Source organism: Streptomyces sp. NBC_01546 (assembly GCF_045208355.1).
Lineage (GTDB): Bacteria > Actinomycetota > Actinomycetes > Streptomycetales > Streptomycetaceae > Streptomyces.
Window position 1 is genome coordinate 4411137 of sequence record NZ_CP109379.1, and the last position, 25854, is coordinate 4436990.

General features: G+C 72.0%; 25 protein-coding genes, 1 tRNA gene and 1 pseudogene. 13 read left to right on the plus strand and 14 right to left on the minus strand.

The features are described from left to right. The first annotated feature begins 101 nt into the window (after positions 1-101). On the plus strand, positions 102-872 hold the full coding sequence (locus OHA89_RS20215; RefSeq protein WP_406366771.1) for a SigE family RNA polymerase sigma factor: 771 nt from the start codon (positions 102-104) through the stop codon (positions 870-872). Beyond that, positions 869-1525: a hypothetical protein gene (locus tag OHA89_RS20220; RefSeq protein ID WP_406366772.1), complete on the plus strand. Its 657-nt coding sequence runs from the start codon at positions 869-871 to the stop codon at positions 1523-1525. The genes OHA89_RS20215 and OHA89_RS20220 overlap by 4 nt, the downstream gene beginning before the upstream one ends. A 58-nt stretch (positions 1526-1583) precedes the next feature. Here the strand turns inward: OHA89_RS20220 and OHA89_RS20225 are convergent, their stop codons facing one another. The 3 genes from OHA89_RS20225 to OHA89_RS20235 all read right to left on the minus strand — a co-directional run bounded on the left by OHA89_RS20225 (position 1584) and on the right by OHA89_RS20235 (position 4624). Then, complete coding sequence (locus tag OHA89_RS20225) at positions 1584-1856, minus strand: hypothetical protein (protein ID WP_406366773.1); 273 nt, start codon at positions 1854-1856, stop codon at positions 1584-1586. Positions 1857-1972: 116 nt separating this feature from the next. Further along, the gene (locus OHA89_RS20230; protein WP_266609213.1) at positions 1973-2755 is read right to left on the minus strand and encodes an SURF1 family protein; all 783 of its coding nucleotides are present in this window, start codon (positions 2753-2755) and stop codon (positions 1973-1975) included. Between the two features lie 69 nt (positions 2756-2824). Further along, entirely contained in the window at positions 2825-4624 is a 1800-nt protein-coding gene (locus OHA89_RS20235; protein WP_266609214.1) for a prolyl oligopeptidase family serine peptidase, read from the minus strand. 103 nt (positions 4625-4727) lie between these two features. Between OHA89_RS20235 and OHA89_RS20240 the strand changes: the two genes are divergently transcribed. The 3 genes from OHA89_RS20240 (at position 4728) to OHA89_RS20250 (ending at position 6843) form a co-directional block, all read left to right on the plus strand. Then, positions 4728-4895 carry a hypothetical protein gene (locus OHA89_RS20240; RefSeq protein ID WP_215143325.1) on the plus strand — a complete coding sequence of 56 codons (168 nt, stop codon included), beginning with the start codon at positions 4728-4730 and terminating at the stop codon, positions 4893-4895. 66 nt (positions 4896-4961) lie between these two features. Beyond that, positions 4962-6260 carry a cytosine deaminase gene (codA, locus tag OHA89_RS20245; RefSeq protein ID WP_323186009.1) on the plus strand — a complete coding sequence of 433 codons (1299 nt, stop codon included), beginning with the start codon at positions 4962-4964 and terminating at the stop codon, positions 6258-6260. A gap of 76 nt (positions 6261-6336) precedes the next feature. Further along, complete coding sequence (locus OHA89_RS20250; RefSeq protein ID WP_266609215.1) at positions 6337-6843, plus strand: DUF5956 family protein; 507 nt, start codon at positions 6337-6339, stop codon at positions 6841-6843. An 18-nt stretch (positions 6844-6861) separates the two neighbouring features. Here the strand turns inward: OHA89_RS20250 and OHA89_RS20255 are convergent, their stop codons facing one another. From OHA89_RS20255 to OHA89_RS20270, 4 genes are read right to left on the minus strand one after another with little or no spacing between them, the layout of a single operon-like run. After that, positions 6862-8997, minus strand: a complete 2136-nt coding sequence (locus OHA89_RS20255) for a bifunctional polysaccharide deacetylase/glycosyltransferase family 2 protein (RefSeq protein WP_266609216.1) — start codon at positions 8995-8997, stop codon at positions 6862-6864. Between the two features lie 40 nt (positions 8998-9037). Then, positions 9038-9577, minus strand: coding sequence for a hypothetical protein (locus OHA89_RS20260; protein ID WP_266609217.1), 540 nt, complete (start codon positions 9575-9577; stop codon positions 9038-9040). A 15-nt stretch (positions 9578-9592) separates the two neighbouring features. Then, positions 9593-10423, minus strand: a complete 831-nt coding sequence (locus tag OHA89_RS20265) for a hypothetical protein (protein ID WP_406366775.1) — start codon at positions 10421-10423, stop codon at positions 9593-9595. Next, positions 10420-11106: an RNA polymerase sigma factor gene (locus tag OHA89_RS20270; protein WP_406366776.1), complete on the minus strand. Its 687-nt coding sequence runs from the start codon at positions 11104-11106 to the stop codon at positions 10420-10422. Before OHA89_RS20270 ends, OHA89_RS20265 begins: the two co-directional genes overlap by 4 nt. A 173-nt stretch (positions 11107-11279) precedes the next feature. Between OHA89_RS20270 and OHA89_RS20275 the strand changes: the two genes are divergently transcribed. Next, the gene (locus OHA89_RS20275; protein WP_406366777.1) at positions 11280-12320 is read left to right on the plus strand and encodes a M4 family metallopeptidase; all 1041 of its coding nucleotides are present in this window, start codon (positions 11280-11282) and stop codon (positions 12318-12320) included. A gap of 212 nt (positions 12321-12532) precedes the next feature. Further along, on the plus strand, positions 12533-14104 hold the full coding sequence (locus OHA89_RS20280; protein WP_266609221.1) for a M4 family metallopeptidase: 1572 nt from the start codon (positions 12533-12535) through the stop codon (positions 14102-14104). Between the two features lie 90 nt (positions 14105-14194). Here the strand turns inward: OHA89_RS20280 and OHA89_RS20285 are convergent, their stop codons facing one another. From OHA89_RS20285 to OHA89_RS20300, 4 genes and pseudogenes are all read right to left on the minus strand, one after another. Beyond that, a complete protein-coding gene (locus OHA89_RS20285; protein WP_406366778.1) occupies positions 14195-15694 on the minus strand; it encodes a SulP family inorganic anion transporter in 1500 nt (499 codons plus the stop codon). Between the two features lie 128 nt (positions 15695-15822). Next, positions 15823-15896 (minus strand) — tRNA-Pro (locus OHA89_RS20290). Between the two features lie 40 nt (positions 15897-15936). Next, positions 15937-16215 (minus strand): annotated as a pseudogene (locus OHA89_RS20295) (Pr6Pr family membrane protein); the annotation flags it as partial. Positions 16216-16358: 143 nt separating this feature from the next. Continuing rightward, positions 16359-17303 carry a metallophosphoesterase gene (locus tag OHA89_RS20300; RefSeq protein WP_215143413.1) on the minus strand — a complete coding sequence of 315 codons (945 nt, stop codon included), beginning with the start codon at positions 17301-17303 and terminating at the stop codon, positions 16359-16361. Between the two features lie 68 nt (positions 17304-17371). On the opposite strand from OHA89_RS20300, the gene OHA89_RS20305 reads away from it, so the two are divergent. Further along, positions 17372-17833: a GatB/YqeY domain-containing protein gene (locus OHA89_RS20305; RefSeq protein ID WP_215143415.1), complete on the plus strand. Its 462-nt coding sequence runs from the start codon at positions 17372-17374 to the stop codon at positions 17831-17833. Between the two features lie 122 nt (positions 17834-17955). Here the strand turns inward: OHA89_RS20305 and OHA89_RS20310 are convergent, their stop codons facing one another. Continuing rightward, the gene (locus OHA89_RS20310; RefSeq protein ID WP_215143417.1) at positions 17956-20226 is read right to left on the minus strand and encodes a transglycosylase domain-containing protein; all 2271 of its coding nucleotides are present in this window, start codon (positions 20224-20226) and stop codon (positions 17956-17958) included. Between the two features lie 397 nt (positions 20227-20623). On the opposite strand from OHA89_RS20310, the gene OHA89_RS20315 reads away from it, so the two are divergent. Continuing rightward, positions 20624-20974, plus strand: coding sequence for a WhiB family transcriptional regulator (locus tag OHA89_RS20315; protein WP_257559391.1), 351 nt, complete (start codon positions 20624-20626; stop codon positions 20972-20974). A 36-nt stretch (positions 20975-21010) separates the two neighbouring features. On the opposite strand, the gene OHA89_RS20320 is transcribed toward OHA89_RS20315, so the two are convergent. Both OHA89_RS20320 and OHA89_RS20325 read right to left on the minus strand, forming a co-directional pair. Beyond that, on the minus strand, positions 21011-22255 hold the full coding sequence (locus OHA89_RS20320; protein ID WP_257555598.1) for an ArsA family ATPase: 1245 nt from the start codon (positions 22253-22255) through the stop codon (positions 21011-21013). Next, positions 22252-23235 carry an ArsA-related P-loop ATPase gene (locus OHA89_RS20325; RefSeq protein ID WP_257555599.1) on the minus strand — a complete coding sequence of 328 codons (984 nt, stop codon included), beginning with the start codon at positions 23233-23235 and terminating at the stop codon, positions 22252-22254. The genes OHA89_RS20320 and OHA89_RS20325 overlap by 4 nt, the downstream gene beginning before the upstream one ends. 53 nt (positions 23236-23288) lie before the next feature. Here OHA89_RS20325 and OHA89_RS20330 point away from each other — a divergent pair, with 53 nt between their 5' ends. The 4 genes from OHA89_RS20330 to OHA89_RS20345 all read left to right on the plus strand — a co-directional run bounded on the left by OHA89_RS20330 (position 23289) and on the right by OHA89_RS20345 (position 25837). After that, a complete protein-coding gene (locus OHA89_RS20330; protein ID WP_007264966.1) occupies positions 23289-23450 on the plus strand; it encodes a DUF4177 domain-containing protein in 162 nt (53 codons plus the stop codon). Then, positions 23447-23920 (plus strand): RidA family protein, encoded by a 474-nt coding sequence (locus OHA89_RS20335; protein WP_215143423.1) that lies wholly within the window; start codon positions 23447-23449, stop codon positions 23918-23920. The genes OHA89_RS20330 and OHA89_RS20335 overlap by 4 nt, the downstream gene beginning before the upstream one ends. A gap of 172 nt (positions 23921-24092) precedes the next feature. Further along, positions 24093-24995, plus strand: a complete 903-nt coding sequence (locus OHA89_RS20340) for an NUDIX hydrolase (RefSeq protein WP_266609225.1) — start codon at positions 24093-24095, stop codon at positions 24993-24995. Beyond that, entirely contained in the window at positions 24992-25837 is an 846-nt protein-coding gene (locus tag OHA89_RS20345) for an MBL fold metallo-hydrolase (RefSeq protein ID WP_266609226.1), read from the plus strand. The genes OHA89_RS20340 and OHA89_RS20345 overlap by 4 nt, the downstream gene beginning before the upstream one ends. Positions 25838-25854 lie beyond the last annotated feature (17 nt).

The following is a 25854-nucleotide window of genomic DNA, read 5'->3' on the forward strand; positions in this document are numbered from 1 at the left end:
GGCAATCGGGAAGAGCGGGTACGCATGAGGGCAATGGGGATATTGCTGTGGCGGCAGCCTCGCGCGTACAACCCTGACGGGGGGACGCGTGTCCTACAGGCGTGGCAGAGGCACTGCTCGAACTGGCCGTCCTACCGGCGCGCACCGGGTTCATCCCGTCGCACCGGGGCTCCCGTGCGCCCGGCGGCGGTCTTCCTGTGATCGTTCCCGTCCCGCCGGCCGGGCCGTCCGAGGCGCCCGTACGGGCTGCCGTACCGACCCGGGGCGGCCGCGTGCCCGCACCGCGCGACAGCGCTGAGGCGGGCGGGAAGCCCGCGGAGGCCGAGTCGGTCACCGAGGCGGTCACCGAGGCCGAGACCGTGACCGAGGTCGTGGCGGGCACCACCGTCGACCACCTCACGGAGACCTACCAGGCGCACTACCGCTCGCTCCTGGGCCTCGCCGCGCTGCTCCTCGACGACACCGCCTCCTGCGAGGACGTGGTCCAGGAGGCGTTCATCCGCGTGCACTCGGCCCGCAACCGGGTCCGTGACCGCGACAAGACGCTGGCGTACCTGCGCCAGACCGTCGTGAACCTCTCCCGGTCCGCCCTGCGCCGGCGCATCCTCGGCCTCAAGCTGCTGTCGAAGCCGATGCCGGACATGGCGAGCGCCGAGGAAGGCGCCTACGACCAGCTGGAGCGGGACGATCTGATCAAGGCGATGCGCGGACTGCAGCGCCGCCAGCGAGAGGTGCTCGTGCTGCGTTACTTCGCGGACATGACGGAAGCCCAGGTCGCCGAGACGCTCGGGGTGTCACTCGGCTCGGTGAAGGCGTACGGATCGCGGGGCATTGCCGCGCTGCGGGTGGCGATGGAGGCTGCGCAGTCATGAGGGACGACCACACCGCGCCGGGCGGCGCGAGCGAGGAAGAGGCCCTGCGGGGCCTGCTGCGCGGGGCAGTGGGGGGCCTGGAGCCCTCCGATGGCGCGCTGGAGCGGCTGCGGTACGCCGTCCCCGCCCGCCGGACCCTCAAGCGACAGGCCTTCATCGGCGCCGCGGCCGTCGCCCTGCTCGCCGGGACCGCCATCCCGGCCGCCATGCACATGACCGCCGGCGAGGGCGCCTCCACCGAGCACTCGGCGATGGCCGGACACGGGGCGGAGGCCGGCGAGAAGCCGGGCGCCGCACCCGCCGACCCGCACCAGAACGGATCCGGGACCCAGCCCAGGGCCACCCGGTCCGGCAGCGGCGCGCCCGACGCGGGCGGCACCACCGGGCAGCCGGACCCGACGGCTTCCGGTTCCCCGGCCGGCGGGGTGACCGTCGGCCCGACGAGCAGCGGCACCGCCCCGGCACGGTCGTGGGCAGCGGCAACGGCCCGCAGCCGCCTGCGGCCGCGCCGGGTGTGCCCGGGTGCGGCGCCGAACAGCTGGGGGTGGTGGGCGCGGCCCGCGCCCCGGAGGCCGACGGCAAGGTCTACGGCAGTTTCAAGGTCACCAACGTCTCGGCGCAGGGCTGCGCCGTCGCCGGCCCGGACACCGTGACGGCGGCCGCCGCGGCCGGTGCCCCGACCGGCCCGGGCTCCGGGGTCGCCGTGGTCGGTCACACGGCGGGGGACCCCGCGAGCGGGCTGCTGCCCGATCCGTCGGCGGAGGCGCCGGTGCTGGTGCTCCAGCCGAACACGGCGTACGAGGTCCGCTTCGCCTGGGTGCCGTCGGGGGAGCCGTGCGCCGCGGCGAGCCCGGAGGCGGGGGCGAAGCCGCCGCAGGGCCAGTCCGCCGACATGCCCGCTGCCGACCCGGACACGGGGACCACGCCCCCGGCGGCGCCGGGCGTGGCGGTGTCCCACACGCCCCCGACGGGTTCCCCGGTCACGCGGACGACCCTTCCCGAGGCCTGCGGGGGCACGGTGTACCGCACGGGAGCGATCCCGGTGGACGCCCCGAAGCCGCAGCCGTAGCCGCAGCAGGGGACCCGGATCCGGACAGGGCTTAGGCGGTCTCGGCGCTCTCGCGGGTCTCGGCGGGGACCAGGCCCGCCTCCGTGTCGCGGAGGGTTTCCAGCTCGCGGCGGTAGAGGCGGAACCACATGAAGAGCACGAAGGCGACGAAGACGAACCACTCGCCGGTGTAGCCGAGGTTCTGGAAGGCCTTCAGGTCGAGCCCGGTGTTGTTCGGGGCCGCGGCGGGCACCGGGGTCATGCCGTCCGACGGGGTCTGCACGGTCAGCCAGGCGTCGTACAGGCCGTACGGGACGAGGTTGACCAGCGAGGCCGCCCCGATCACGCCGAGCTGCCCGGCCGGGAGGCCGCCCTGGGCGTGGACCCCCTTGGTGCCGGAGTTCTCCGAGGCCTGGAGCGCGCCGGTGACCTCGACGCGGCCGGCCGGCGCGGCCGGGGCCTTCGCCGGGTCGGCCGTCCCCGGCAGCCAGCCCCGGACCACCGGGACGGCCTTGCCGGAGTCGGTCTTCAGCAGGGTCAGCACGTAGAAGCCGGTCGCGCCGTCCAGCCGGCGCTCGGGGACCAGCAGCTGGTCGCCGTACTCCCCGGACGCGGAAGCCAGCCGTCCGGAGGTCTTCTTGTCCACCGGGAGCAGCGAGTCCAGCGGCGCGGCCGTCTGGCCGGCGGGCCGCCCGGAGGTCGCCTCGCGGTGGCTGTCGACGCGGTCCTCGAACCGGCCGAGCTGCCAGGACCCCATGAACAGGCAGAAGGGGACGGCGAGCGCGACGAAGACGTTGATCCCCCACCAGCGCGGGGTCAGGAGAAACCGGTGCACCCCACCACCGTACGGGGGTGCACCGGCCGTCCCGCCGGGTGGGGCCCCTCCCAGCGGTAGCTGGGGGAGTCAGCGCGGGAGGTGCTTGAGCGCGAACTCCAGTTCCATCCGGACCTGCTTGATCCGCTCCTCCACGACCAGCGAGCCGTGCCCGGCGTCGTAGCGGTACACCTCGTGCACCGCGCCGCGCGCCGCCAGCCGGTCCACGTAGTTCTCGACCTGCCGGATCGGGCAGCGCGGGTCGTTGACGCCCGCCGCGATGTACACGGGAGCCTTCACCGCATCGACGTACGTCAGCGGCGAGGAGGCCTCGAAGCGGTCCGGGACCTCCTCCGGCGTGCCGCCGAAGAGGGTGCGGTCCATGGACTTCAGCGCCTCCATCTCGTCGTGGTAGGCCGCCACGTAGTCGGCGACCGGTACGGAGGCCAGGCCCACCGCCCAGGCCCCGGGCTGCGTGCCGAGGCCCAGCAGCGTCAGGTAGCCGCCCCAGGAGCCGCCCGAGAGCACCAGCCGGGCCGGGTCCGCCAGGCCGGAGGTCACCGCCCATTCGCGGACCGCCGCGATGTCCTCCAGCTCGATCAGGCCGACCCGGTGCTTGAGGGCGTCCGTCCAGGCGCGGCCGTATCCGGTCGAGCCCCGGTAGTTGACCCGGACGACCGCGAAGCCGTGGTCCAGCCAGGCCGCCGGGGTCGCCGCGAAGGCGTCGCTGTCGTGCCAGGTGGGCCCGCCGTGGATCTCGAAGACCGTCGGGAAGGGGCCGTCGCCGTGCCCGGCCGGCCGCTGCGCGAGCGCGTGGATCCGCCCGCCGGGGCCCTCCACCCACACGTCCTCCACCGGCACCGAGCCGGGCGCCCGGAAGCCGGGAGGGTCCAGGACGATCCCGCCCGAGGTGGACCGTACGGCCGGGGGCTCGGCCGCCGAGGACCACTGGTACTCCACCGTCCCGTCGGGGCGCGCCGTGGCACCCGACACCGTCCCCGGCGGCGTGTCCACGCGTACGAGCGCCCGCGCGGCCAGGTCGTACCGCCAGAGCTCGCTGCGCGCCTCGAAGCCGTGCTCGATCAGCAGGGCGGAGCCGTCCGGGTACCACTCGGCGCTGACGTCGCCGGGCAGCTCGATCGCGAGCTCCTCCTCGGCGCCGGTGGCCACGTCCCACACCATCGGCTCCCAGCGGCCGCGCCGCTGGTGGCCGACCAGCAGCCGGGTGTCGCCCGCGACCGGCGCGAAGCCCAGTACCTCCAGGCCCAGGTCTTCGGCGCCGCCCCGGGAGTCGTCCAGCTCGGCGACGGTGGCGCCGTCGAGGGTGACCACGCGCAGCGCGGAGTGCATGGCGTCACCGTGCTCGGTGTGCTCGATGGCGACCAGGGTCCCGTCGTGGGACAGGTCTCCGACCCCGGCCGACTCCCGGTGCCGGTAGATCACGGCGGGCGCGGTGCCGTCCGGCCGGACCACGTGGATGGTCGTGCCGTCCTCGTCGGTGGAGCGGCCCACGACGGCCGTCCCGTCGCGGCCGATGGCCAGCCCGGCGTGGTAGGAGGGCTCCAGTCCAGGGGTGGCCGGCTCGTCGGGGCCGCCCGCGAAGGGCTGGCGCACCCAGGTGCCGAACTCGTCGCCGTCGGTGTCGGAGAACCACCAGATCCACTCGCCGTCGGGGGTGAGGGTGCCGTCGGTGGTGCCGTTGGGCCGGTCGGTGGCCTGCCGCTGGGCGCCGGTGGCGCGGTCCCAGGCGTAGAGCTCGAAGGTCCCGGTCGCGTTGGAGACGAAGAGCGAACGGTCCGGGGCGTCCTCGGCCCACTCGGGCAGCCCGACGCGCGGCGCCCGGAACCGCTTCTCCCACGCGGGCATGTTCAGATCGGTGTCGCTGGTCATGCCCCCCATTCTTGCCGCACGCCGCGCCGGGATGCCGACTGCTCCGAACGGGCGCACAGTGGAACCCGAGTACGCCTGTTCCGTGTCCCGAGGAGGAGTGATCATGGCCAAGAAGGCTCGCACCGGTCACCACGGCCACCAGGATTCCGAGCGTGCGATGGCGAAGAACACCGCGGCCGAGGCGCGCGCCAAGGCCGCCGTCAGAGACGTGCAGTCGCTCTCCGCGAAGACGCGGGGCATGCAGCAGAAGGCTCAGGCCAAGCGCGGCTGAGTCCGGCACCGGTCACCGGCCCGCGCCCTCCCACGAGGTCGCGGGCCGTGTGCGTACGCTGACCGCATGCGGATGATCGTCCGGGGTGCCCGGCTGCTGCACGCTCACGGCCTGTCCGACGTGGAGGTCGCCGAGGACGGGCGGATCGCGCGGGTGATCCCGTACGACGACCAGAAGGAGCCGCCGGCCACGGGGACCCTCATCGAGGCCCACGGCTCGCTGCTCACCGCTCCCTTCGTCGAGCCGCACATCCACCTCGACACGGCCCTGACGGCCGGCGAACCGCGCCCCAACGCCTCCGGCACCCTCTGGGAGGGCATCGCCTGCTGGAGCGAGCGCAAGCAGACCCTGACCCGCGAGGACGTGATCGCGCGGGCCACCGAGGTGCTGCGCTGGCAGGCGGCGCAGGGGGTGCTGCACGTACGGACCCACTGCGACGTGACCGACCCGGCGCTCACCGCGCTCGACGCGCTGCTGGAGGTGCGCGACCGGGTCCGGGACGTCATGACCTTGCAGATCGTGGCCTTCCCGCAGGAGGGGATCGTCTCCTTCCCGGACGGCGAGGCGCTGCTGCGCGAGGCCGTGACGCGCGGGGCGGACGTCGTCGGCGCCATCCCGCACTTCGAGGACACCCGGGAGGACGGGGTCGCCTCGCTGAGCATCGCGTTCGCGCTGGCCGAGGCGCACGGGCTGCGCGTGGACGCGCACTGCGACGAGATCGACGACGAGCAGTCCCGCTTCGTGGAGGTGCTGGCCACCCTCGCGCTGCGCTCCGGCCTGCGCGAGCGCGCCACGGCCTCGCACACGACGGCGATGGGCTCCTACAACGGCGCCTACAGCTACAAACTCCAGCGGCTGCTGTCGCGTTCGGGCATCAACCTGGTCTCCAACCCGTTCGCCAACCTCAACCTCCAGGGCCGCTTCGACGCCTATCCCAAGCGGCGCGGGCTCACCCAGGTCAAGGAGATGCTGGCGGCGGGGGTCAACGTGGCCTTCGGCCACGACGACGTCATGGACCCCTGGAACGCGCTCGGCACCGGCAACCCGCTCCAGACCGCCCTGGTCGGGCTGTACGCCGCCCAGCTCACCGGCGCGGACGAGATCCCGCTGGCCTTCTCGATGGTGACGGAGCGTGCGGCGCGGGTCCTGGGACTGTCGGACACGGAGTACGGCATCAGGGAGGGCGCGCCCGCCTCCTTCGTCCTGCTCCCGGCCCCGACGCCGGAGGAGGCGATCCGCCGCCAGGTCCGGCCCCGGTACGTCGTCTCGCGCGGCACCGCCCTGGCCGAGACCCCACCCGCCCCGACGGTGCTCTCCTGGCCGGGCGAGCCCCCGGCGGAGGTCGGCTTCAGCCGGTCACGGTAGGCGTCCAGCCAGGTCGGAGCCGTAGTTCACCGTGTGAGAACCGGGTTCGCGCGACCAGGTCGGATAGCGTGCCCGCATGTCGTGGGACGAGGACGGAACACCGCACCCGCTCGCACTGCGCCGCACCGGCCGCAGCGAACTGGAGCCGGACCGGCTGCCCGAGGTCCGGGAGCTGGAGGTGCTCGGCTGGGAGCCCGCGCCCGAGGAACTGCGCTGGGCCTTCCTCCCGTACGTCTGGCCCCCGGAGGCCCGCACCTGGATCCCGGACCGCTCCACGCACTGGGCGGTGGAGACCTCGCTGGACGGCCACGGCCACATCACCGGGGTCGAGGCCGCCCCGCTCCCCGAGGCCGACCTGCACGACCTCGACGGGGAGGCCTCGACCGTCCTCGCCGACCTCGGCCTCCCGCCGCGCCCCGGGGGCCGGCTGTGGCTGCTCCGCCCCGTCGGCCCGTTCGCCACCGTCGCCGAACTCCTCGGCCACCTCGACGCGCTGGCTGCCGGTCGAGAGGTGGAAGCCCGGGCCTCCACGGAGTTCCTCTCCCTGGTCAGCGCCGAACTCGAAGCGCTCGCGGCAGGCTAGTGTCGTGACCGGAAAGCATCAGTTCGTCGGGACCCGGAGGCTTCCGTAGCGTTCCATGCGCTGCCAGTGCAGGCGGGATCCCGCGATCGCGGTGAACACCGACTGGATGACGACCAGGTACATGAGCTGGCGGTAGACGAACTGCTGGAGCGGCAGGCTCCACAGCGGCCCGGGCCGTTCCTTGTCGAGGTGGAAGGCGTAGAGCCCCATCACGACCTGGAGGAGCAGGAAGGCGCACCACAGGCCGATGATGCGGGCCGGATCGAGGAAGACCAGGCCGAAGACGGCGAAGATGTCCACGACCGGCGCGAGCAGCGGCAGCAGGACCTGGAACATCAGCAGGTAGAGCAGACCGCGGCGGCCCAGCTTTCCCGCCTGGCCCCGCTGGGTGAGGGCGCCCCGGTGCTTCCACATGGCCTGCAGGGTGCCGTAGCACCAGCGGTAGCGCTGCTTCCACAGTGCCCCGAGCGTGGCGGGGGCCTCCGTCCAGGCGATGGCCCGCTCCTCGTAGACCACTCGCCAGCCGTCGCGGCACAGCGCCATGGTGAGGTCGGTGTCCTCGGCGAGGGTGATGTCGCTGACCCCGCCGATCCGCAGCAGCGCCTCGCGGCGGAACGCGCCGACGGCGCCTGGCACGGTGGGCATGCACTCCGCGAGGTCGAAGAGGCGCCGGTCGAGGTTGAAGCCCACCACGTACTCGATGTGCTGCCAGCGCCCGAGCAGGCCGCCGCGGTTGACCACCTTCGCGTTGCCCGAAACGGCGCCGACCCGCCGGTTGGCGAAGGGCTGGACGAGCATGCGGACCGCGTCCGGCTCGAAGACGGTGTCGCCGTCCACCATGACGAGCAGGTTGCACGAGGCCGCGGCTATGCCGGTGTTCAGCGCCGCCGGCTTGCCCGCGTTCTGCTGGCGGATGACCCGTACGCCCCGCAGGTTCAGGGCCTCGACGATGTCGGCGGTGCCGTCGGTGGAGCCGTCGTCGACCACGATGACCTCCACCTGGTGGTCCGACGCGAGCAGGGAGCGTACGGCCGCCTCGATGCCGGCGCTCTCGTTGTAGGCGGGGACGATGACGCTGACCGGCTCGGTGACCGGCCTGCCCCACGGCCTGCGGCGGGTACGGACATGACGGCGCGCGGCGACGAACACCGCGATCGCGCGCAGCACGCTGATGGCGCCGGCCGCCCACAGCAGCCAGCCGAGGGCGTCGAGCACCCAGCCGCTGGCGCGCAGCGCGTCGATGAGGGCGAGCCCCTGCCACTCGTCGAGGGCGGAGGCAGGCTTCACGGGTGCGGGAAGGCCGACCGCGTCGCTGACCGTGGCGAAGCGGAAGCCCGCCTTCTTGAGGTCGGGCAGGAGCTGCTCCAGTGCCGCGACGGTCTGCGAGCGGTCGCCGCCCGCGTCGTGCATCAGCAGGATCTGGCCGTCCGTGCCCTTGGGGGTGGAGTTGGCGACGATCTGCGCGATGCCCGGGCGGCGCCAGTCCTGGCTGTCCTGCGTGGTGAGGACGGTGAGGTAGCCCTCCTGCCCGGCCTGCACGACGGTGTCCCAGTCGGCGTCGCCCAGCGCCTCGTTGGTCGAGGAGAAGGGCGGCCGCAGCAGCGGGGTGGTGACGCCGGCGGCGCCGGCGATGACGAGCTGGCTCTCGCTCAGCTCCAGGGAGCGCCGCCACGCGGAGGCGGCGCCGAGGTCGGTGTGGGTGAAGGTGTGGACGCCGATCTGGTGGCCGTCCTCGACGATCCGCCGGGCCAGCTCGGGATGGGCCGACACCTGGGCACCGACGGTGAAGAACGTGGCCGGCACCTGGTTGCGGCGCAGGACGTCGAGGATCTTCGGAGTCCAGACCGGGTCGGGACCGTCGTCGAACGTCAGGGCGATCGTGCGGGGCCCGGGACCGGCCACCCGCCCGGCGGCGCCCTCGATGACCGGGCCCCCCGAGCGGATCTGCTCCGGCACGGACGCCGACGAACCGGCCTCGCGCGGCGCCCCGTCGGCGGTGGTGTCGAACATGTGGTGGGCGTAGCCCTGGAGCAGCAGCGCCGCCGAGAGGGTGCTGACCAGGGCGGTCAGCAGCAGCCAGTGGGTGCGCAGGGGGACGTTGCGCACGGTGCTGTGCCGCCCGCGGGGGAGGCGGCGGCGCCGGTTCTTCGACACGGGAGGGAGTGCTTCCTGCCTGCTGGGATCTGGTCGGGGTCTACGGGCGGGCGGTGGGTTTGCCGCCGCCGTGGCCGGGCCGGTCCGTCGGCTTGCCCTGGCCGGCTGATCCGGAGCCCGGCGACGCCCCGTTCCCGTTCCCGTTGGCGGAGGGGAGCGCCGGGCCCGCTGTCGGGGCGGCGCCGGACCCGGTCGTGGTGACGGTGCCGGGGCCGGTGGGCGCGGGGGCCTGGGAAGTGGCGCCGGCGGGGGCCGCGGAGCGGCGCGGTCCGGCGGAGGCGGACGGGCCGGGCCCGGCTGCGGGGGCCTTGCTCGGGGCGGCGTCCGCACCACGGGGGGCGGGCAGGAACGGCGAGCGGAGCGTCGGGCCGCCGGACAGCGAGCTGAGCACGAGGACCACGTACGCGGCGGCGGGCACGACGAGCAGCCACCCCAGGCGGCGGACCCTGCGCTGGCGCCGCCCCGAGGAGTCCACGAACACCGGCCTCGGCTCGGCCGCTTCGGCCGCGCTAGGGGAGGCCACGTGGATACGCGGAAGCTCCAGCGTGTCGTCGTCCGCGTAACCCGGTTGTGGTCGCATCGGTGGGGTCTGCCTCTACGGGTTGGGGTGGGTGGTCGGGGCGTCGTCGCGGGGCTGGGGCGGCATCGGGCCGCCGGGTGTACGGGTCGCTTTCGGATGTCCGGGCGGCTTGCCCGCCTCGTGCTTCCCGGACGGCTTCCCGGACGGCTTCGCGGAGGCGGAGGTCGAAGCGCCGCGTGGTCCGTCCGTCGGCTGGGCGGCCGGCGAGCTGCCGGGGGTTTCGCCCTGCTCGCCGAGGACGGGGGCGCAGTAGCCCGGGACGGCGGTCGGCCCTCCGGCCGCGGCGACCAGCGGGGCGAAACGGCGCTCCGCGAGCACCTCTGCGGGCCTCGGCGTGTGCGGGGCGGCGTCCGCGGCGTAGGCACGGCAGAGTTCGGCGAGAGCGGCGGGCGCCGCCTCCGGCGAGTCGGCGAGTGCCCGGGGGAGTTGTCCGGGCTCGGAGGCCGGTGCGGAAGCGGAGGGGACCGGGGCGCTGCTCGCGGGTTCGCCGCCCAGGGCGGCGGGCAGATTGCCCGTCCCGGCGGCGACGGCGACACCGCCGAGGGCGGCGGCCGCCACGGTGGCAGCGGCCTTCGCGCACAGGAGCATCGCCGGGGTGAGCATGTTCCGCTTCCTGGGAGTGGCCACGGGGGTGGACGCAGTGGTGGATATCTGGGCAAGATGGGCAGACCGGAAAGCCGCCATGGCCGCCTGCTCGCCGGGCAGTTCACCGTCGCCCGCGGGCGCGGAGACGGCGGTGAGCAGTCCCGCGAGGGCGTCGTCGTCGGGTGCCGCGGCGGCCCCGGCCCCGCCGAGCAGCTGCTCGGCCGTGTCGCGGTCGATCCGGCGGGATCGGTTGGTGCTCATCTCGCATCCTTCAGCGTCGGAGACGTCGTCGGTGTCACTTCCGGGGCGAAAGTTCCTCCGGGAGGCTGCTGAGCACCGCCGGGGTCCGCCTCCTGCTGTTCGAGCAGCTTGGCGAGCTTGCGCAGGCCCCGGTGCGCGGCCGTGCGCACCGCACCCGCCCGTTTGCCGAGCACGCGCGCCGCGCTCTGCGCGTCCAGGTCCATGACCACGCGCAGCAGTACGGCCTCGCCCTGGTCGCGGGGCAGCCGGGCTATCAGGGCGAGCGCGTCGGCGGCGGCGACCGTGGCCAGCGCGCTCGACTCGGTGTCCTCAGGCGCCCGCCGGTCGAGCAGGTACTCGACCGGCAGGTCGGCTGTCGGGCGTCGGCGCCGGCGGCGCAGCAGGTCCAGCGCCCGGTTGCGGCCGATCGTCGTCACCCAGCCCCGGAACCCGTCGAAGTCCCCGTTGAACGTCCCCAGGTCGCGGGTGACCTGCAGCCAGGTCTCGGATGCGACGTCCTCGGCCTCCTCCCCGACCAGCACGGTCAGATAGCGCAGCAGCCCCGGCTGCACCTGCCGGAAGAGCGCCCGGAAGGCGGCCTCGTCCCCGCGTTGCGCTGCTCTGACCTCCCCGGACCTGTCTCCCGGGCGTCCTGCTTCGCTGTCGGCCTCGCCGAACTCCTCCGCACTGTGCACGCGGGACATGATGCGGCACATGAATCCGGCAGTTCGCCCGATGATCCGGATATCAGCCGGTGTTCACGCGAGGAGCACGGCGCCAAGGCCTGGCCAAAGCCCGGGGGGTTGGGCAAGGATCACGTCCGCACCAAGCCACGCACGTTCTTCCCGCACATCACGCCCTTCACAGGAGGATGTTCATGCCTCGCCGTATACCCAGCGGCCTGATGGTCGCGGCCGCCGCCACCGCGGCACTCGCCCTGGCCGCACCCGCCTCGGCGTCCGCGTCCGCCCCGGTCGCATCCCTCCCCCAGGGCCGCGTCTTCATGGTCAACCCCGTCCAGTCCTCCGGCGACCAGGCGCTTGCCGACGCCAAGGACTCCGCCACCTCCGTGCCCGCCTCCGCTTACGCCACGGCCGCGCTGCGCAACCTCGACGCGAGCGGCGGGCTGTCGGGGAAGTGGGCTCACGTCAGGTCGGACACCGGCGCCTCCGCGAAGACCGCGAACGCCGCCTCGTACGACCGCCACGACGACCAGTTCGAGCAGGTCATGGCCTACTTCTGGGTCAACGAGGCGCAGGAGTACCTGCAGGGCCTGGGCTTCGGCAGTGAGCTTCCCGGGGCCAACGACCGGGTCCAGCCCGTGCGCATCAACCAGTGGGGCGCCGACAACTCCTTCTTCACCGACAAAAAGGACGAGATCCGCTTCGGCAAGGGCGGCGTCGACGACGCCGAAGACGCCGAGGTGATCGTCCACGAGTACGGGCACGCGGTCCACGAGGCCCAGGTCCCCGGCTTCGGCACCTCCCCGGAGGCCGGGGCGATCGGCGAGGCCTTCGGCGACTACCTGGCCGTCGAGGTCGGCACGCACGCCGTCGCCCGGTACGGCTGGGTCCGTACGGCCGACGAGGCGTGCGTCGCCGACTGGGACTCGATCGCCTACAGCGCCGCCCCGCACTGCCTGCGCCGGATCGACGGTTCCAAGGTCTACGCGGACCGGGTGGGCGAGGTCCACGCGGACGGCGAGATCTGGTCCCGCGCGCTGTTCGACATCCGGGGTGCCCTGGGAGCCAGGACCGCCGACCGCGTCATCGTCAACGCGCAGTTCGGCTTCGCGGCCGACACCAGTTTCACGGACGCGGCGCTGAAGACCATCGCGACCGCCGAGCGCATGTACGGCAAGGGTGCGGCGGACGCGGTGCGCGGCGCGTTCCGGGCCCGTCAGATCCCGGGCGTCTAAGGGCGGTTGGCGGATGCCGCTCGGCCCCGGAGCCCAACGGGCCCCGGGGCCAAGCGGAATGGTCCGTTTTTGACCGTTGAGCGGACATGTAAGTCCTCTTTCCGGACAACAGCTGGTCAAATTCTTGTTGCATACCTGTCAATCGGGCCCTCCTTCCTGGCAATCTCGCTGCCGCCCCCACGGCAACGAATGGAGACCGAGTGCCCCACCACATGTCCTCATCCCCCGCCTCCCGACGCCGGATCCGCGTGCTGCGCACCGCCGCCCTCGTCGGCTCCGCCGCGATGGTCGCGCTCGCCGTCCAGAGTGGTTCCGCCAACGCGGTCGCCGACCGCGAGGACGGAGCCACCGCCGTCCAGCTGTCGACCGCCGCGCGCGGCCAGGCCATCGTCGCCGCGCAGACCGAAGCGGTCGGTACCGCGCGCGCCATCGGCCTCTCCGACCAGGAGCGCCTCGTGGCCCGCGACGTGGTCAAGGACGCGGACGGTACGGTCCACACCCGCTACGAGCGCACCTACGCGGGCCTGCCCGTCCTCGGCGGCGACCTGGTCGTCCACCAGAAGAAGGACGGCAGCCGCAAGACCACCAAGGGCACCGAAGCCCGCATAGCCCCCGCCGCCGCCCGCTCCCTGAAGGCCGCGCCCGCCGGCGCCCGCCAGGTGGTCTGGGCCGCGACCGGCACGCCCGTCTTCGCCTACGAGGCCGTCGTCACCGGCACCCAGCCGGACGGCACCCCGAGCGAGCGCCACGTCATCACCGACGCGGCAACCGGCGCCGAGCTCTGGGCATACGAAGCCATCGAGACCGGCAGCGGGACCAGCCAGTACTCCGGCTCCGTCACGCTCGGCACCACCCAGAGCGGGTCGGCGTACAACCTGACCGACGCGGGCCGCGGCGGCCACAAGACCTACGACCTGAACGGCGGTACCAACGGCACCGGCAGCCTGTTCACCGACGCCGACGACAAGTGGGGCGACGGGCTGGCGACGAACCGGCAGACCGCCGCCGTCGACGCCCACTACGGCGCGGCCGTCACCTGGGACTTCTACCAGGCCGAGCTCGGCCGCAACGGCATCGCCGGCGACGGCAAGGCCGCGTACTCCCGGGTCCACTACGGCAACGCGTACGTCAACGCGTTCTGGTCCGACAGCTGCTTCTGCATGACCTACGGCGACGGCGCGGGCAACCTCAAGCCGCTCACCTCGCTGGACGTGGCCGGCCACGAGATGAGCCACGGCCTGACCGCCTCCACCGCCAAGCTGAACTACAGCCGCGAGTCCGGCGGCCTCAACGAGGCCACCAGCGACATCCTCGGCACCTCGGTGGAGTTCTTCGCCAACAACCCGGCCGACGCCGGTGACTACCTCATCGGCGAGAAGATCGACATCCGCGGCAACGGCACCCCGCTGCGCTACATGGACAAGCCGAGCAAGGACGGCGCCTCCGCCGACTACTGGTCGAAGACCGTCGGCCGGCTCGACGTCCACAACTCCTCGGGCGTCGCGAACCACTTCTTCTACCTGCTCGCCGAGGGCAGCGGCGCGAAGACGATCAACGGCGTGTCCTACGACTCCCCGACCTACGACGGCTCCACCGTCACCGGCATCGGGCGGACCAAGGCCTACAAGATCTGGTACAAGGCCTTGTCCAGCTACATGACGTCGACCACCAACTACGCGGGAGCCCGCACCGCGACCCTCCAGGCGACGGCCGACCTGTACGGCGCGTCCGGCACCGAATACCAGCAGGTCGCGGCCGCGTGGACGGCCGTCAACGTCAAGTGACGCCCTGACAGCCCGGTGCCGGGGCAGGGCTCCATCGCCTCGGCACCGGGCTGTTCCGGCAGCGCCTCGCCCAACCGGCCCGCGGACCCGTCAGTGCCCGGAGGAGAGTTCGCCGCTGAGGGTGCCGTGGATCCGGGCGCTGGCCTCGTTCAGGCCGGTGATCTCGACGGCCTTGCCCCGCTGGGCGTACCGGTGCTCGATCGCGTCCAGCGCGGCCACCGAGGACGCGTCCCAGACGTGGGCGCCGGTGAGGTCGATGACCACCCTGTCCGGGTCGCCGGCGTAGTCGAACTGCCCGACCAGGTCGTTGGAGGAGGCGAAGAACAGCTCGCCGGTCACGCAGTAGACGACCTGGCCGCCGTCCGGATCGAGGACGGAGGTGACGTTCGCCAGACGGGCGACCCGCTTCGCGAAGATGACCATCGCGGTGACGGAACCCACCACGACGCCCACGGCCAGATTGTGGCTGACGACCACACACACGACGGTGACGACCATGACGGCGATCTCACCGGCCGGCATCCGCTTGAGGGTCTTCGGTGCGATGGAGTGCCAGTCGAACGTCGCGAAGCACACCATGACCATGACCGCGACGAGCGCCGCCATCGGGATGTCGGAGACGACCGGCCCGAAGACGATGCACAGCACCATCAGGAAGGTGCCCGCGAGGAAGGTCGACAGCCGGGTGCGGGCTCCGGACACCTTCACGTTGATCATCGTCTGGCCGATCATCGCGCAGCCACCCATGCCGCCGAAGAACCCGGTGACGATGTTCGCGATGCCCTGGCCGATGGACTCCCGCGTCTTCGAGGACCGGGTGTCGGTGATCTCGTCGACCAGCTTCGCCGTCATCAGCGACTCCATCAGCCCGACGAGGGCCATGGCCAGCGCGTACGGGGCGATGAGGGTCAGCGTGTCCACGGTGAACGGCACGTCCGGCAGGCCCGGCACGGGCAGCGCGCCCGGCAGCGCGCCCTTGTCGCCCACGGTCGGGACGGCGATGCCCGCGGCCACGGTGATCACGGTGAGGATGACGATGGACACGAGCGGAGCCGGCACCGCCTTCGTGACCTTCGGGAAGAACACCATCAGCGCCAGCCCGGCCGCCATCAGCGGGTAGACGGCCCACGGGACGTCGTGCATCTCGGGCACCTGGGCCATGAAGACCAGGATGGAGAGGGAGTTGACGAAGCCCACCATCACCGAGCGCGGGATGAACCGCATCAGCTTCGCCACGCCCAGCGCGCCCAGCACGATCTGGAAGACACCGGCCAGGATCACCGCCGCGATCAGGTAGCCGAGCCCGTGCTCCCGGTTCAGGGGAGCGATCACGAGGGCCACGGCGCCGGTCGCGGCGGAGATCATCGCCGGACGCCCGCCGACGAACGCGATCACGACGGCCATCGTGAACGAGGCGAACAGCCCGATCGCCGGATCCACTCCGGCGATGATCGAGAACGAGATCGCCTCGGGGATCAGCGCGAGCGCGACTACCAGACCGGCGAGCACCTCGGTCCGGAAGACCTTCGGCGAGAGCCAGACCGGCCGTATCGGACGAAGCAGGCCGCGCAGCCGCGCGGACCCGGACACAGGGGAAGAAGACACGGGGGCACAGACCTCGGGTTCGGGTGCACCCGAACCGGCAGGCGGGCGCGCGGAAAATGCAGGAAGGGCCTGATCCGCACTGCGGATCAGGCCCTTGACCTGGTCTTACGAAGTCGGGGTGGCGGGATTTGAACCCACGACCTCTTCGTCCCGAACGAAGCGCGCTGCCAAGCTGCGCTACACCCCGATCGCCGCCCTTGCAGCGCTTGCTGCCCTGGCGACATCGATTACTTTAGCGGACCCTCGGCCGGAGACGAAATCCGGTTTTCGCGGAGGGCCCGCTCGGCCGGCGCGGGCGCCGGGCGGCGGCGGTCCGCCGCGACCAGGGCGAGGCCGAGTGCGTAGAAGACGATGCCCAGGACGACCGCGTTGAGGGCGACCCGGCCGTAGCCGTACTGGGCCACGTCGATGAAGGGGTACGTGTACCGGCTCTTCGTGCCGGGGGCGAGCAGCGCGCCCCGGACCAGCGCGAAGGTCACGTACGCGAGCGGGTAGGCCAGCCACTGGACGGCGTGTGAAGAAGCTGAGCACGACCGGGACGCTGCCGTACGCGCACTCGATGGCGAGCCCCGTCACCGCCGCGGCGGAGATCAGGGCGCGGAAGGCGGCCGGGACGATGCGATGGGGTGCGGTCATCCCGTCGACGTACCTACGCCTGCGCCTTCGGCGTCAGCGTCAGGAGCGTGGCTTCCGGCGGGCAGGCGAAGCGGACCGGGGTGAACCGGTTGGTGCCGCAGCCCGCCGAGACGTGGAGGTACGCGCGGTGGCCGCCCGCCTCGTGCGTGGACAGGCCCTTCACCCGTTTGGTGTCCAGGTCGCAGTTGGTGACGAGCGCCCCGTAGAAGGGGATGCACAGCTGCCCGCCGTGCGTGTGCCCGGCGAGGATCAGCGGGTACCGGTCGGCGGTGAAGGACTCGAGGACGCGCAGGTACGGGGCGTGCACCACGGCCATCGAGAAGTCCGCGTCCGGCTCCGGACCGCCCGCGACCTGCTCGTAGCGGTCGCGCTTGATGTGCGGGTCGTCCAGCCCGGTGAAGGCCAGCTCCAGGCCCTCCACCTTCAGCCGCGCCCGGGTGTTGGTGAGGTTCAGCCAGCCCGCCGCGTCGAAGGCGTCCCGCATCTCCTCCCACGGGTTGTGGACGGCCCCGACGACCGGCTTGTTGCCGTTCAGCCCGTGCCGGCCCTGCGCCTTCTCGAGCAGGTAGCGCCCGGGGTTGCGCAGCCGCGGCCCGTAGTAGTCGTTCGATCCGAAGACGTACACGCCCGGGAAGTCCATCAGGGGCCCCAGGGCGTCGAGCACCTCCGGGATGCCCTCGGTGTCGGAGAGGTTGTCGCCGGTGTTCACGACGAAGTCGGGGCGCAGGCCCGCCAGGGACTGCAGCCATGCGCGCTTCTTGCGCTGCCCGCCGACCATGTGGATGTCCGAGACCTGGAGCACGCGCAGCGGGCGCATCCCCTGGGGGAGGACGGGCACCGTGATCCGGCGCAGTCGGAAGGACCGAGCCTCGAAACCGGCGGCATAGGCCACGCCCGCGGCCCCCACCGCGGCGATTCCGGCAGCTGCCTTCAGGGGGACTCCGTAACGCGCACGCATGGCCCCATCGTCGCAGACCCGGAAAACCTGCGGGCGCCACCGCCCCCGCAGGTGGCAGACTCAGGTGCATGACCACGCTCAAGGCCAAGCTCCAGGAAGACCTCACGACCGCCATCAGGGAGCGGAACGAGCTGCACTCGTCCACCCTGCGACTGACCCTCTCCGCCATCACCAACCAGGAGGTCGCGGGCAAGGAAGCACGCGTGCTCTCCGACGACGAGGTCCTCAAGGTGATCGCCAAGGAGGCCAAGAAGCGCCGCGAGGCCGCCGAGGCCTTCGCCCAGGGCGGGCGTCCCGAGCAGGCCGCGCGGGAGACGGAGGAGGGCGAGTTCCTCGACACCTACCTGCCCAAGCAGTTGAGCGACGACGAGCTCGTCGCGATCGTGACGCAGGCCGTCGAGGAGGCCAGGGCGGCGGGCGCCGAGGGGCCGCGCGCCATGGGCGCCGTCATGAAGATCGTGAACCCGAAGGTCGCCGGGCTGGCCGAGGGCGGGCGCGTCGCCGCCGTCGTCAAGCAGCAGCTGTCCTGAGCCGTACGGCCCAGAAGCGGCGCGCACGGAAGCCGCGCCCACAGGCCGTACGCACAGACGCCGTACACACAGAGGGGCCCTCAGCCGGATCCGGCTGAGGGCCCCTCTCGTTCCGCTGCCGCCTACTGGGTGTCGCGGCCGCCGATCAGGCCCGGTTGGATCGTGATCCCGGGGAACGGGTTGTCCGGGGTGGGGCCGCCGGTCGTACCGCCGGGCCGTCCGCCGGGCTTGTTGTCACCGCCGGGCTTGCCGGGCTTCCCGGGCTTGCTCGGGTTCGTGGTCGGCCGTCCGCCGGGGTTGCCGCCGGGGAGCACGGGTTCCGGGATGCTGACCGTGGTGAAGACGGGGGACTCGCGTCCGGCCAGTGCGCCGGTGACCGCGTCCTTCCAGATCGGGCCGGGCAGACCGCCGCCGAAGACCTTCTCGTAGGGCTTGCCGCCGATCTCGATGTTCTCCATCGTGATCTTCTTCGCGCCGCCCGAGCCGACCCACACCGCACCCGAGATGTTCGGGGTGTAGCCCACGAACCAGGCGTTGTACCGGGAGTCCGTCGTACCGGTCTTGCCCGCGCTGTCGCGGTCGGTCAGACCGGCCCGCTCACCGGTACCGGAGTCGACCACTCCGCGCAGCAGGGTGTTGATGGTGTCGGCCGTCTCGGTCGCCATCGCGCGCTCGCACTTGGCCTTCGGCACGGCGAGCGCCTTGCCGTGCGCGTCGGTGATCGACTCGATGGCGACCGGGGTGCAGTAGACACCGCGGTTGGCGAAGGTCGCGTACGCGTTGGCCATCGTCAGCGGGGAGAGCTCGGCGGAGCCCAGCGCGATCGAGGGGGCTTCCACCAGCTTCTCGCCGTTGGCGGAGATCACGCCGAGCTTCTGCGTCATCTCCGTCACCGGGCAGAGGCCGATCTCCGAGATCATCTGCACGAAGTAGGTGTTGATGGACTTCTCCATCGCCGTCCTCATCGCGTACGGACCGACCTCGTCCTCGGTCTCGTTCTCGGCCGTCTGCAGCTTGCCGTTCGAGAGCGGCAGGTTGAGCCAGTTGGTGCCGTCGCACTTCTGGACCGGGCTCGGGTAGTCCATCTTGTTCGGCGCCGGGTACACCTTGGTCGCCGGCATGCCCCGCTCTATGGCGGCGGCCGCGATGAACGGCTTGAACGTGGAGCCGACCTGGAAGCCGAAGTTCGAGCCGCCCATCCGCTTGTCCACGGAGTAGTTGATCTGCGTCTCGTTCTTCCCGAAGCCGTACGGCTTGGACTGCCCCATCGCCAGCACCCGGCCGGTGCCCGGCTGGACCATGGTCACAGCCGTCGCGATCGAGTCCTCCTGGTAGACGTGGTCCTTGATCGACTCGTTGGCCGCGTCCTGCGACTGCGGGTCCAGGGTGGTGCGGACCGTCAGGCCGCCCTGGTTCCAGACCTTGGCCCGCTCCTCGCGCGTCTTGCCGAAGGCCGCGTCGGTCAGGAAGGTGTTGCGGACGTAGTCGCAGAAGAAGCCCGCGCCCTTGACCGCGGTGATGCAGCCGTTCTTGGGCCTGGTCACCTTCAGCGTGACGGGCTTCGCCTTCGCCGCGTCCGCCTCCGCCTGCGAGACGTCCTTGATGTCGGCCATCCGCTGGAGGACGATGTTGCGGCGCTTCATCGCCTCCTGCCCGTCGTTCACCGGGTCGTACCGGCTCGGCGACTGGACGACGCCCGCGAGCATCGCGGACTCCTCCAGGGTCAGGTCCTTGGCCGGCTTGCTGAAGTAGCGCTGGGCCGCGGATTCGATTCCGTACGCCTGCTGGCCGAAGTACGTGATGTTGAGGTAGTTCTCGAGGATCTTCTTCTTCCCGAGTTCCTCCTCGACCTGGATCGCGTACTTCAGCTCGCGGATCTTGCGGCCGAGGCTCTTCTCCTGGGCCTCGCGCACCTTGGTCTCGTCGTCGCCGGCCTCTTCGACGAACACGTTCTTCACGTACTGCTGCGTAAGCGTGGAGGCGCCCTGTGCGGCGCCGCCCTCCTGTGCGTTGCGGTTGACCGCGCGCAGGATGCCCTTCAGGTCGACCGCACCGTGCTCGTAGAAACGCGAGTCCTCGATGGCGACGATTGCCTTCTGCATGTACGGGGAGATCGCCGTGAGGGGAACCACCTGCCGGTCACGCGAATAGACAGTGGCGATCAAGCCACCTTCGGAGTCCAGAATCGTGGTCCGCTGGCTCAGCGGCGGAGTCTTGAGATTGGCCGGGATCTCATCGAATCCCTCGACCGTGCCCTTGGCCGCGAGCCCCAGGGCGCCTGCCGCCGGAATCGCCATGCCGGCCAGCACAACTCCGGAGAGAACGGACACCCCGAGGAACTTGGCGGCCTGCTGGCTCCCGGTGAGCCCGCCGCCCGAGCGCTTCTTTCCCATGGAGGGCAGCCTACGTTCTCATTCGCCGGACACGTGCGAATGCCTTGGCCTAAGCTGTCCTCAACTGTCACAGCAGCGCGGTCCGACATCAACCCCTCGGCTTGATTTTCACCCTTCCCGAATGGGGTGGACTCATGTCCGAATCCCGCCCTCTGTGTTGAGTGCGCACCCCTGACGACTCGGTGATTTCACCCGAATCGCCGGAATGGTCGGGCATGTCGTCCGATCACTCCGTCGGGTGATCTGCCGCTTACCCATAGTCCGTTCGGACCATTCAAGATTGGGCCCGTCGGGGGTGTTGCACTGTGCTCGCCTTCCGTAACGTCCTCAACTGGCAGCGGTGAATATGCCGCTGCCGCCGTGGGGGAGCCTCGATTCGGGAGAGGACGGCGCCGGGATGGGCTGGGTTACCGACTGGAGTGCGCAGGCAGCCTGCCGCACTACCGATCCGGATGAACTGTTCGTTCAAGGAGCGGCACAGAACAGGGCCAAGGCGGTGTGCACCGGATGTCCGGTGCGGACCGAGTGCCTGGCCGACGCGCTCGACAATCGTGTCGAGTTCGGTGTGTGGGGCGGAATGACCGAGCGGGAACGTCGTGCGCTGCTGCGCCGGCGTCCCACCGTCACCTCGTGGCGACGGCTGCTCGAAACCGCCCGCACGGAGTACGAGCGCAGTACGGGCATCCTGACCATGGATGCCGATGAGGAGATCGACGTTCCGTACGAGACGTACGCGGCAGCCGGGTAGATCACCCGGACGCCACGTCGTACGAGCGCCGAATGCCTATGCTCCGGCCGGAACCCCGGCCGCGAGTCGTTCTCCGATGGCCCGCAGCCCGGCGAGGTCGTGCACATCGCCGGGCAGGGCCGCCACTTCGGCCACTGCCACCTCGGGGTGCAGTGAGGTGAAGCGATCGCGTGTGCGCTGTTCACGCGCGATCACCTGCATCCGTTCGGCATGCAGCCGGAGCAGTCCTGCCGTGATCTCGTCCACGTCGGAGGCGGGGGAGCCGTCGTCGGCGGAGTCACGAAGTCCAGCTTTCCCGGACTCCTGATCGACAATGCCGCCTTCTTCAAGATTCTCTGCGGCGGCCAGGGCCCGCTCGGCGGACAGCTGGTCGGCGCCGCTGCCGTGCACCCGGTTCAGTACCAGACCGGCCAGCGGCATCTTCTCCGCGGCCAGCCGCTCCACGAAGTACGCCGCCTCGCGCAGGGCGTCCGGTTCGGGAGCCGCGACCACGAGGAAGGCCGTACCGGGAGCCTGGAGCAGCTTGAAGGTGGCGTCCGCGCGCGTGCGGAAACCGCCGAACATGGTGTCCATCGCGGCCACGAAGGTCTGGACGTCCTTGAGCAGCGAGGCACCCATCAGCTTGCTCAGGGTGCCCGTCATCATCGACATGCCGACATTCAGGAACTTCATGCCGGCCCGGCCGCCCACCTTCGCCGGAGCCATCAGCACCCGGATGAACCTCCCGTCCAGGAAGGACCCGAGCCGCTTCGGCGCGTCGAGGAAGTCCAGCGCGGACCGGCTCGGCGGGGTGTCCACGATGATCAGGTCCCAGTCGTCCCTGGCCCGCAGCTGCCCAAGCTTCTCCATCGCCATGTACTCCTGCGTGCCCGCGAAGCCGGCCGACAGCGACTGGTAGAAGGGGTTGGCGAGGATGGCCTCGGCCCGCTCGCCGTCCGCGTGCGCCTCGACGATCTCGTCGAAGGTCCGCTTCATGTCCAGCATCATGGCGTGCAGTTCGCCGTCGGTCCCGGTCCCCACCCCGGTGACCTTGCGCGGGGTGTTGTCCAGCGAATCGATCCCCATCGACTGCGCCAGCCGCCGCGCCGGGTCGATGGTGAGCACGACCGCCTTGCGCCCGCGCTCGGCCGCCCGTACGCCCAGGGCCGCGGCGGTGGTGGTCTTGCCGACCCCGCCCGCCCCGCAGCACACGATGATCCGGGTCTGCGGGTCGTCCAGCAGCCCGTCGACCCCCAGCCGCGGCGGAGTGTCCAGGCCCACGGTGTCCACCCCCTCGCTCATTCGGCCACCGACTGCTTCCGCAGTTCCTTGGCCAGCTCGTACAACCCGGCCAGATCCATCCCCGCGCCGAGCAGGGGCAGTTCGTACGTCGGCAGGTTCAGCCCCGCCAGTACGGTGCGCTGCGCGCGCTCCAGCTCCACCCGGCCCGCGTGCTCGGCGGCCTGTGCGAGCAGCGGGTCCACCAGCCGCTCGGCCAGTCCGCCGCGGCGCGCGCCGCCCAGGCCCGCACGGGACAGCGCCTGGGCCACTCCGGCCCGGTGGTCCTCGGCCGCGGACCTCAGGGTGTCCTCGTCCAGATGGTGCGGGCGCACCATGTTGACGACGACCCGGCCCACCGGAAGCCCGGCTTCCCGGAGTTCCGCGATGCCGTCCGCGGTCTCCTGGACGGGCATTTCCTCCAGGAGGGTGACCAGGTGCACGGCCGTCTCGGGGGACTTGAGCACCTTCATGACGGCCTGGGCCTGGTTGTGGATCGGCCCGAACCGGGCCAGGCCCGCCACCTCGTCGTTGACGTTCAGGAACCTGGTGATCCGCCCGGTCGGCGGCGCGTCCATGATCACGTGGTCGTAGACGAACCGGCCCGCCTTGTCCTTGCGCCGCACCGCCTCGCAGGCCTTGCCGGTCAGCAGCACGTCGCGCAGCCCGGGGGCGATGGTCGTCGCGAAGTCGATGGCGCCGAGCTTCTTGAGCGCGCGGCCCGCCGAGCCGAGCTTGTAGAACATCTGGAGGTAGTCCAGCAGCGCCCGTTCGGCGTCGATGGCGAGCGCGAAGACCTCACCACTGCCGCCTGGCGCCACGGCGATCTTCCGCTCCTCGTAGGGGAGCGCCTCGGCACCGAAGAGCTGCGCGAGCCCTTGCCTGCCCTCGACCTCCACCACAAGAGTCCGCTTGCCCTCGCGTGCGAGGGCAAGCGCGAGTGCCGCGGCGACCGTGGTCTTGCCGGTGCCGCCCTTGCCGCTGACCACCTGGAGCCTGCTCACAGCGTCCGAGCCTAATTCCTTCGCCCCGGACCGCAGGCACTACCCTCGCTCCCATGACCAAGAAGTTCGAATACGCGACCGTCCCGCTGCTGGTCCACGCCACCAAGCAGATCCTGGACACCTGGGGCGAGGACGGCTGGGAGCTCGTCCAGGTCGTGCCCGGGCCGAACAACCCCGAGCAGCTCGTGGCCTACCTCAAGCGGGAGAAGGCATGAGCGGCGTCGTCGAGGCGAAGCTGGCCGAGCTCGGCCTGACCCTGCCCGAGGTCGTCCCGCCGCTGGCCACGTACCAGCCGGCCGTGCGGTCGGGCTCGTACGTGTTCACCTCGGGCCAGCTCCCGATGATCAAGGGCAACCTGCCGGTCACCGGCAAGGTCGGCGCGGAGGTCTCGGCGGAGCAGGCCAAGGAGCTGGCCGCCACGTGCGCGCTGAACGCCCTGGCCGCCGTCAAGTCGATCGTCGGCGACCTCGACAAGATCGCGCGTGTCGTGAAGGTCGTCGGCTTCATCGCCTCGGCCCCCGACTTCACGGCCCAGCCGGGCGTGCTGAACGGTGCGAGTGAACTCCTGGGCGCCGTCCTCGGCGACAAGGGCGTCCACGCCCGCAGCGCGGTCGGCGTGGCGGTCCTCCCGCTGGACGCCCCGGTCGAGGTCGAGATCCAGGTCGAGCTGGTGGCCGGAGCCTGATCCCGCCGTTTTTCCGTACGGGGCCGGGTGGCGCGCTGCGCCATTCCGGCCCCGTCGGCGTTCGAGGCGCGGGTCCGGGGCGGAGCCCCGGCAGCGGCGTCGCAGCCGGACACCCGGGCCGCCGCCCGGGATGACCCTCGAACATCGGGCCGGATGGCCGTAGCATCCCGGCATGCCGAATGGTCAGCAGCAGCCCCAGGCCCAGCCCCCCGCCGGAGGCCAGTGGTACCCGCCGGAGTGGCCCGACCGCATCCGCGCGCTCGCGGACGGTTCCCTCGTCCCGGTGGACCCGAGACGCGCCGCCACCGTGATGCTGCTGCGCGACACCCCCGCCGGACCCGTCGTGCACATGCTGCGCCGACGGGCCTCCATGGCCTTCGCCGGAGGCGCGTACGCCTACCCCGGCGGCGGGGTCGACCCGCGCGACGAGGAGCACCAGGTCGGCTGGGCGGGCCCGAGCCGGGACGACTGGGCCCGCCGCCTCGGCACGGACGCCCGTACCGCGCAGGCCATCGTCTGCGGCGCGGTACGGGAGACCTTCGAGGAGGCGGGCGTGCTGCTCGCCGGCGAGACTCCGGACACCGTCGTCGGCGACACCACCGGCGACGACTGGGAGGCCGACCGGCAGGCGCTCGTGGCGCGGGAGCTGTCCTTCGCGGAGTTCCTGGACCGCCGCGGCCTGCGGCTGCGTTCCGACCTGCTCGGGGCGTGGGCGCGCTGGATCACCCCGGAGTTCGAGCCGCGCCGCTACGACACCTGGTTCTTCGTCGCCGCCCTCCCCGAGGGCCAGCGCACCCGCAACGCCTCCACCGAGGCCGACCGGACCGTGTGGATCCGCCCGGCCGACGCCGCCGACGGGTACGACAAGGGCGAGCTGCTGATGATGCCGCCCACCATCTCCACCCTGCGTTCCCTGGAGCCGTACGGGAGCGCCGCCGAGGCGCTCGCCGCGGCCGGTGCGCAGGACCTGACCCCCGTACTGGCCCAGGCCTCGCTGGAGAACGGCGAGCTGGTGCTCAGCTGGCCGGGCCACGACGAGTTCACCAAACGAGTGCGCCTCGGAGGCTCCTCATGACCGACGCCGCCGCACTGCCCGGCCAGCCCCGCGGAATCGTCACTTCCGGGCCCGCCACCTCCCGCGCGGTCAACATCCTGGCCCCCAACGCCTCCGCGATGACCCTGGACGGCACCAACACCTGGCTGCTCTCCGAGCCCGGATCCACCCAGGCCGTCGTCATCGACCCCGGCCCGCTGGACGAGTCCCACCTCCGCGCGGTCATCGACACCGCCGAGCAGGCCGGGAAGCGGATCGCCCTGACCCTGCTCACCCACGGCCACCCCGACCACGCCGAGGGCGCCGGCCGCTTCGCCGAGCTCACCGGCACCAAGGTCCGCGCCCTGGACCCGGCCCTGAGGCTGGGCGACGAGGGTCTGGCCGCCGGGGACGTGATCAGGACCGGTGGCCTGGAGCTGCGCGTGGTCCCGACCCCCGGGCACACCAGCGACTCGCTCTGCTTCCACCTGCCCGCCGACCGGGCCGTCCTGACCGGGGACACCGTCCTCGGCCGCGGCACCACCGTCGTCGCGCACCCCGACGGCCGGCTGGGGGACTACCTGGACTCCCTGCGGCGTCTGCGCTCGCTCGCCGTGGACGACGGCGTGCACACCGTCCTGCCGGGCCACGGGCCGGTCCTGGAGGACGCCCAGGGCGTCGTGGAGTACTACCTGGCCCATCGCGCACACCGCCTCGCCCAGGTCGAGACCGCCGTCGAGGACGGCTTCGTCACCCCGCAGGCGGTCGTCGCCCACGTGTACGCGGACGTGGACCGCTCCCTGTGGCCGGCCGCGGAATGGTCCGTACGGGCGCAGCTGGAGTACCTCCAGGAGCACGGGCTGATCCCCGGCGGCCCCGAGTAGGTCCCTTTCCCCGGGCC